Raw genomic sequence first — 6,500 nt, 5'->3', positions numbered from 1 at the left:
GCACTTCGATTTCCGTCTCTCTCTGTATGGTGGTCTTTGTTTGTGGGGTGGGGCCGGACGCACGGCGCACCGCTACCCACGACAGAACAGGATCCATTCGTGCCCATCGACCCCTCGATCGCGATCGGCGCCGAACTCCCGGCCCAGGACTTCACCTGGACCGCCTCGGACGTCCAGCTCTACCACCTCGGTGTCGGTGCGGGCGTGCGTCCGCTCGACGCCGCCGAACTGCGCTACCTCGACGACGCCGCCCCGCAGGTGCTGCCGACCTTCGCCACCGTCGTCGCGAACATCCACGCCACCGAGGCCCCGAAGGTCTCCTTCCCCGGCGTCGAGATCGACCTCGCCAAGGTCGTGCACGGCAGCCAGGAAGTCACCGTGCACCAGCCGATCCCGGCATCCGGCAAGGGCCGCACCACGACCCGGATCGCCGAGGTCTGGGACAAGGGCAAGGCCGCGGTGATCGTGCAGGAATCGGTCACCACCGATCCCGACGGCAACCCGCTGTGGACCGCCCGGTCGTCCATCTTCGCCCGCGGCGAGGGTGGATTCGGCGGTGAGCGCGGACCGTCCGAGGCGGTCGCCCTTCCGGATCGCGCGCCGGACCACGAGGTCGAGATCGCCACCCTGCCGCAGCAGGCGCTGCTGTACCGGATGTGCGGGGACCGTAACCCGCTGCACTCGGATCCCGACTTCGCCACCGGTGCAGGGTTCCCCGCCCCGATCCTGCACGGGCTGTGCACCTACGGCATCGTCTGCAAGGCCGCGGTGGACACCGCGCTGGCCGCCGACGCGTCGAGGGTGAAGGGCTACAAGGCCCGGTTCGCCGGTGTGGTCTACCCCGGGGAGACCCTGCTGGTGCGAATCTGGGCGGAACGGGACCGGCTGCTGATCTCGGCTTCCGTTCCGGCGCGCGAGAATTCGCCCGCTTTGGCAGACGTGGTTCTTACGCTCGCCTAAACTTCCGGGTCAGCGCTGTCGGGACGCGCGCCCTCGCTCGGTCTCACCCCCCTCGTTACGACTGGAGTACTTGCATGCCGAAATCGGACAACGCCACCGGGTTCTCCCGGCGCGGCTTCCTCACCGCGGGCGCGGGTGCCCTCGCGGTCACCGCGATGGGCGGGTGGACCCCGGTCTACGCCCTCCCCCTCGACACCGGATCGCTCGGCTCCGGGTCCGGGTCCGCTGGCGGCGCAACGCTGCCCGCGCCGCCGGACTTCCCGACCGACATCGAACTCGCCCAGCAGGCGTACCAGAACTGGTCCAAGGAGATCATGCTGGACGCCACCTGGACCGCGTTCCCCCGTAACGCCGGTGACGTTGTCCGACTGACCAACTGGGCGCACAAGAACGGCTACACCATCCGTCCCCGCGGGGCGATGCACGGCTGGACCCCGCTCACCGTGGAGAACGGTGCCAACGTCGACAAGGTGATCCTCGCCGACACCACCACGCACCTGGCGAGCATCGCGGTCAACGCGGGCAGCCCGGCCACCGTCACCGCGGGACCGGGCGCCACCCTCGGCGCCATCACCAGCGCGCTGCAGGACAAGGGGCTCGGCTGGGCGAACCTGCCCGCGCCGGGTGTGCTGACCATCGCGGGCTGCCTCGCGGTGGATGCGCACGGCGCCGCCCTGCCCGCGGACGGGCAGAGCGCGATGAAGGGTCACACCTACGGGTCGCTGTCGAACCTCGTCACCGAACTGACCGCGGTGGTGTGGAACGGCACCGAGTACGCGGAACGCACGTTCTCCCGCAGCGATCCCAAGATCAAGCCGCTGCTGGCCGGACTCGGGCGCACCTTCATCACGTCGGTGACGATGCAGGCCGGGCCGAACTTCCGGATGCGCTGCCGGAGCATCACCGACATCGGGTGGGAGGAAATGTTCGGCGCCAAGGGCGCGGACGGTCGCACCTTCGAGAGTTTCGTCAAGTCCGACGGCGGCGTCGAGGCCATCTGGTACCCGTTCACCGACAAGCCGTGGCTGAAGGTGTGGACGGTGGCCCCGGACAAGCCCGCCGGGTCCCGCGAGGTCACCGGGCCCTACAACTACCCGTTCTCCGACAACCTGCCCGAACCGATCACCGACATGATCGGTCAGATGAACGCGGGCGTGCCGGGCATCGCGCCGCTCTTCGGCCCCGCGATGTACGGGGTCACCGTCGCGGGACTGGCCGCCACCAACTCGACCGACATCTGGGGCTGGTCGAAGGACGTCCAGTTCTACATCAAGGCGACCACGCTGCGGCTGACCGAGGGCGGCGGCGCCGTCATCACCAGCCGGGCGAACATCGGTCAGGTGATCCACGACTTCACGCACTGGTTCAACGAGCGGATCGAGTACTACCGCGGCAAGGGCGAATTCCCGCTCAACGGCCCGGTCGAGATTCGCTGCTGCGGTCTCGACGAGGCCGCGGACGTGCTCGTCGACTCGGCAGGCGCGCCGACGATCTCCGCGATGCGGCCGCGCCCGGACCGCCCCGAATGGGACACCGCGATCTGGCTGAACGTGCTCGGCGTGCCCGGCACCCCCGGCATGTTCGCGTTCTACCGCGAGATGGAGCAGTGGATGCGCTCGCACTACACGGGCGCCGACTACACCTTCCGTCCCGAGTGGTCGAAGGGCTGGGCGTTCGGCCCGGACAAGCCGTACACCGACGGCGGCATCATCAGCGGCGCGCTGCCGAAGAGCTACCGCGACGGCCTTCCCGCATCCGACAACTGGGACACCGCCGTGCAGGTGTTCAACGAGTTCGACCCGCACAAGGTGTACAGCAATTCGTTCATGGACCAGCTGCTGCCCTGATCCACGCTCCCCGGCCGAAGGCCCGGTGCCGCTGCGGCACCGGGCCTTCGGCCGGTCAGCGTCCCCGCAGCGGAAGCAGCGCGACGAGGACCGCCGCCACCGACACCGCGGCACCGATCCAGTACATGGCGGTGAAGGCCCCCAGCGTCGGTACCGTCACCCCCGAGACGGTGAGGGTGGACGCGGCGAGTACCGCCGCTCCGACCGCGGCCGCCGACGAGGTGCCGACGGATCGGAGCAGCCCGTTGACGGCGTTCGCGGTCGCGGTCTGGTCCACCGGGACCGCGTCGGTGATCAACACCGGCATCGCCGCCAGCGTCAACGCCACCCCGCCGGAGATCATGGCGGCGCTAACGGTCACGTTCGCGACCGACGGCCCGAGCACCGCCCGCAGGAGGTAGCCCGCCGCGATGACGATCGCCCCGACGACCAGGGTGACTCGGGCGCCGCGGCGCCTCGTCATCCGCGCCGACAGCGGGGCCAGCACCACCATCAGCAGCCCGCCCGGCATCATCGCCAGCCCGGCCGCCGCCTCGGACAGCCCGGGGCCATAACCGGATTCGACGGGGGCCTGCAATTCCTGCGTCGCCGTGTACGCGCTGAGGAACATCGCGAAACCAAGCAGGACCGCACACACATTGGAGATGAGTACCGGAGGCAGCAACGAGGTCCGCAGGTCGACCAGCGGGTCCGGGATGCGCAGTTCGAGCCATACCCACACCGTCAGGGTCAGCGCGCCGCCCACCACGCATCCCACCGTGACCGGGGCACCCCAGCCCCACTGCCCGCCCTTCGAGATGGCGAGCAGCAGGGCCGTCAGCCCGGTGGTCAGCAGCACCGCGCCGGCGATGTCGAATCGTCCCCTCGCCCGGACCGTCGACTCGGGGACGGTGAGCGGCAACAGGATCGCCAGCAGCACACCGACACCGCCGGAGACCCAGAACAGCGCCTGCCAGCCGAGGTGCGCGTAGATGACACCGGCCATCGGCATGCCGATCATGCCGCCGATCCCGAGGGTGCCGCTCATCAGCGCGACCGCACCGCCGAGGCGGGCGGGCTCGAGCACATCGCGCAACAGACCGATCCCGACCGGCAGCAGCGCGATCGCGAATCCCTGCATCACCCGACCGGCCACCACCATCGGAAAGCTCTGCCCGAGCGCCGCGACCACCGACCCGCCGACCATCACGACCAGGCACAGCAGCATCATCTTCCGCTTGCCGGTCAGGTCGGCGAGCCTGCCGATCAGGGGTGTGGCCACCGCCCCGGTCAGCAGCGTCGCGGTCACCAACCAGGATGTCGTGGTGTGCGACACGCCCAGCGCCGAGCTGAACGCAGGAAGGATCGGCACCACCAGCGTCTGCTGGAGCGCGACGACCACACCGGTCAGGCTCAGCACCGCGACGATCAGGCGTTGGCGCGCCGCACCGGTCGAGACGTCGGGCGCCGCGACGCCGACCGTCACCCGGTCACACGCGCGGCGTTGCCTGCGTCGATGGGCAGCACGGTGCCGCTGATGTGGGCGCTGGCCTCCGCCGCGAAGAACAGGACCGCGCGGGTGATCTCGGTCGGGTCGAGCCACGGCACCGGCTGCGCGTGCAGCGACTCGAACACCGGGGCGACGTCGTCGCGGGTCGGGGACTCGAGGTCGGGGCGCATCATCGAGTACAGGGCGGCGTTGTGAATCATCGGCGTCGAGATGTTGCCAGGGGAGATCGCGTTGACGGTGATGCCGTCCTGGGCGAGGTCGAGCGCCGAACTCTTGGTCAGGCCGATCACACCCCACTTCGATGCGGAGTACGCCGCCATGTTGGTGTTGCCTGCGCGGCCGAGCATCGACGAGATCGTCACGATCCGGCCATACCCGCGGGAGATCATGCCCGGCGCCACCGCGCCGATGGTGTTGAAGACACCGGTCAGGTTGCTGGCGATCGCCTCGTTCCACTGCGCCGAGGTCATCGACTGGACCGGTGCGGCCACCGAAACGCCCGCATTCGCGACCGCGATGTCGACGCTGCCGAACTCGGCCTCGGCGCGCGCGACGAGGGCGTCCATCGCGGCCCGATCCGCGGTGTCGGCCTTGACCGCGATGCAACGCCGGCCGGCGGCCTCGACCAGGCGCGCGGTCTCGGCGAGGTCCGCCTCGGTGGCGAGCGGGTAGAAGACCACGTCGCTGTCCTCGCAGCGGTCGCAAATCACCACGTCGGCACCCTGCTCGGCGAACGCGACCGCGTGCGCGCGGCCCTGCCCCCTGGCGCCGCCCGTGATCAGTGCGACCTTGCCGTCGAACTCGCCCATGTCGTTGTCCTCCTCGTAGTCGGGTGCACGTCATCACTACCGCGCGGGCCGCGTTCGGCGCATGGCAATCCCGACCACCGGTACCCCGGCGGGCGGGCCACCGTCCACCATGCCCCGAATTGTCCTGTTCCTCCACGGATGGGGACCGGCGGTCGATATCGTGAGCACCCGCCCGCCGCCGACCTCGATGGGGCTCCATGGATTCCGCGCTCGCCACGACCGCCCTTCCGATCGCGCTGGCGATCATCATGTTCGGGCTCGGCCTGTCGCTCACGGTCGCCGACTTCGCCCGCGTCGCCCGGCATCCGCGGGCGGTCGCGATCGCGCTGGTCTGCCAGCTGCTGGTGCTCCCGGCGATCGCGTTCGGGCTGGTACTCGCGTTCGGCCTGTCCCCGCTTCTCGCGGTCGGCATGATGTTGCTCGCCGCGTCACCGGGCGGGACGACGGCGAACCTGTTCTCGCACCTGTTCCGCGGCGACGTCGCGCTCAACGTCACGCTCACCGCGGTCAACTCCGTGATCGCGGTGGTCACGCTGCCGCTCGTCACCAACCTCGCGATCGGCTACTTCGAGCCGTCCGAGGGCGGCGAACTGGGGCTGCAGTTCGCCAAGGTGGTGCAGATCTTCGCGATCGTGCTGGTGCCGGTCGCGCTCGGCGTGTGGGTGCGCCGGATCCGTCCCGTGTTCGCGGACCGGATGGATCGTCCGGTGCGGATCGGGTCGGCCGTGGTGTTGGCGCTGGTCATCGTCGGCACCGTCGCCGCCGAACGGGAGAACGTCGGCGGCTACCTCGCGGACGTCGGGCTGGTCGTGTTGATCTTCTGCCTGGCGAGCCTGGCCATCGGGTACCTCGTCCCGCGGGCGCTGCGCGTCTCCGATCGGCAGTCCATTGCCTGCGCCATGGAGATCGGGATCCACAACAGCACCCTGGCGATCACGATCGCCATCAGCCTCCTCGACAGCACCCGCATCGCGGTCCCGGCGGCGGTGTACGGCGTGGTCATGTTCCCGGTCGCGGCGCTGGTCGGGTGGGTGATCACCCGAAGGCGCGACGACGCACAACAGCACGCGGTGTCTCACGCTGTTCCGTAGCCGATCGTGACCGCGCCCGCGCCTGCCGCGACGAGCACGATCACGAGCAGGAGGACGTTTCCCCCCAACTCCGCCCGTACGCGCCCCCTCGCGAACTCGCCACACACCCGCCGGTGTCGCCGGGGTGCGGAGGCAAGCAGCGCCCCCGCACCCACCAGCATCGCGACGCCGACCGCCGCCGTCGCACCGCCCGCCGCGGGCACACATCGGAGATAGATCGCGCCCAGTGCGGCGAGAGCGGACGCCGACCGTACCCAGGACAGCGTCGTCCGTTCCGGCTGCAGACCGGGGTCAACGCGCACGC

5 protein-coding genes and 1 pseudogene are annotated in these 6,500 nt (G+C 70.1%); 3 read left to right on the top strand and 3 right to left on the bottom strand.

The features are described 5' to 3' along the window. Window positions 1-99 precede the first annotated feature (99 nt). Both ACWF62_RS02110 and ACWF62_RS02105 read left to right on the top strand, forming a co-directional pair. The gene (locus ACWF62_RS02110; RefSeq protein ID WP_378507406.1) at window positions 100-960 is read left to right on the top strand and encodes a MaoC/PaaZ C-terminal domain-containing protein; all 861 of its coding nucleotides are present in this window, start codon (window positions 100-102) and stop codon (window positions 958-960) included. A gap of 74 nt (window positions 961-1,034) precedes the next feature. Continuing rightward, on the top strand, window positions 1,035-2,807 hold the full coding sequence (locus ACWF62_RS02105) for a cholesterol oxidase substrate-binding domain-containing protein (RefSeq protein ID WP_378507407.1): 1,773 nt from the start codon (window positions 1,035-1,037) through the stop codon (window positions 2,805-2,807). A 55-nt stretch (window positions 2,808-2,862) separates the two neighbouring features. Here the strand turns inward: ACWF62_RS02105 and ACWF62_RS02100 are convergent, their stop codons facing one another. After that, window positions 2,863-4,272, bottom strand: a complete 1,410-nt coding sequence (locus tag ACWF62_RS02100) for an MFS transporter (RefSeq protein ID WP_452629315.1) — start codon at window positions 4,270-4,272, stop codon at window positions 2,863-2,865. Then, complete coding sequence (locus ACWF62_RS02095) at window positions 4,269-5,105, bottom strand: mycofactocin-coupled SDR family oxidoreductase (RefSeq protein ID WP_378507409.1); 837 nt, start codon at window positions 5,103-5,105, stop codon at window positions 4,269-4,271. Before ACWF62_RS02095 ends, ACWF62_RS02100 begins: the two co-directional genes overlap by 4 nt. A 194-nt stretch (window positions 5,106-5,299) precedes the next feature. Between ACWF62_RS02095 and ACWF62_RS02090 the strand changes: the two are divergent. Beyond that, window positions 5,300-6,196, top strand: a pseudogene (locus ACWF62_RS02090) (bile acid:sodium symporter family protein); the annotation flags it as partial. Here ACWF62_RS02090 and ACWF62_RS02085 read toward each other — a convergent pair. After that, window positions 6,181-6,498: a DUF202 domain-containing protein gene (locus ACWF62_RS02085; RefSeq protein WP_378507410.1), complete on the bottom strand. Its 318-nt coding sequence runs from the start codon at window positions 6,496-6,498 to the stop codon at window positions 6,181-6,183. The pseudogene ACWF62_RS02090 and the gene ACWF62_RS02085 overlap by 16 nt on opposite strands. Between the last annotated feature and the right edge of the window lie 2 nt (window positions 6,499-6,500).

Source organism: Rhodococcus sp. NPDC054953 (assembly GCF_053609225.1).
The sequence above is the reverse complement of the archived record's forward strand: the minus strand, read 5'-3'. Positions and strand labels throughout refer to the sequence as shown.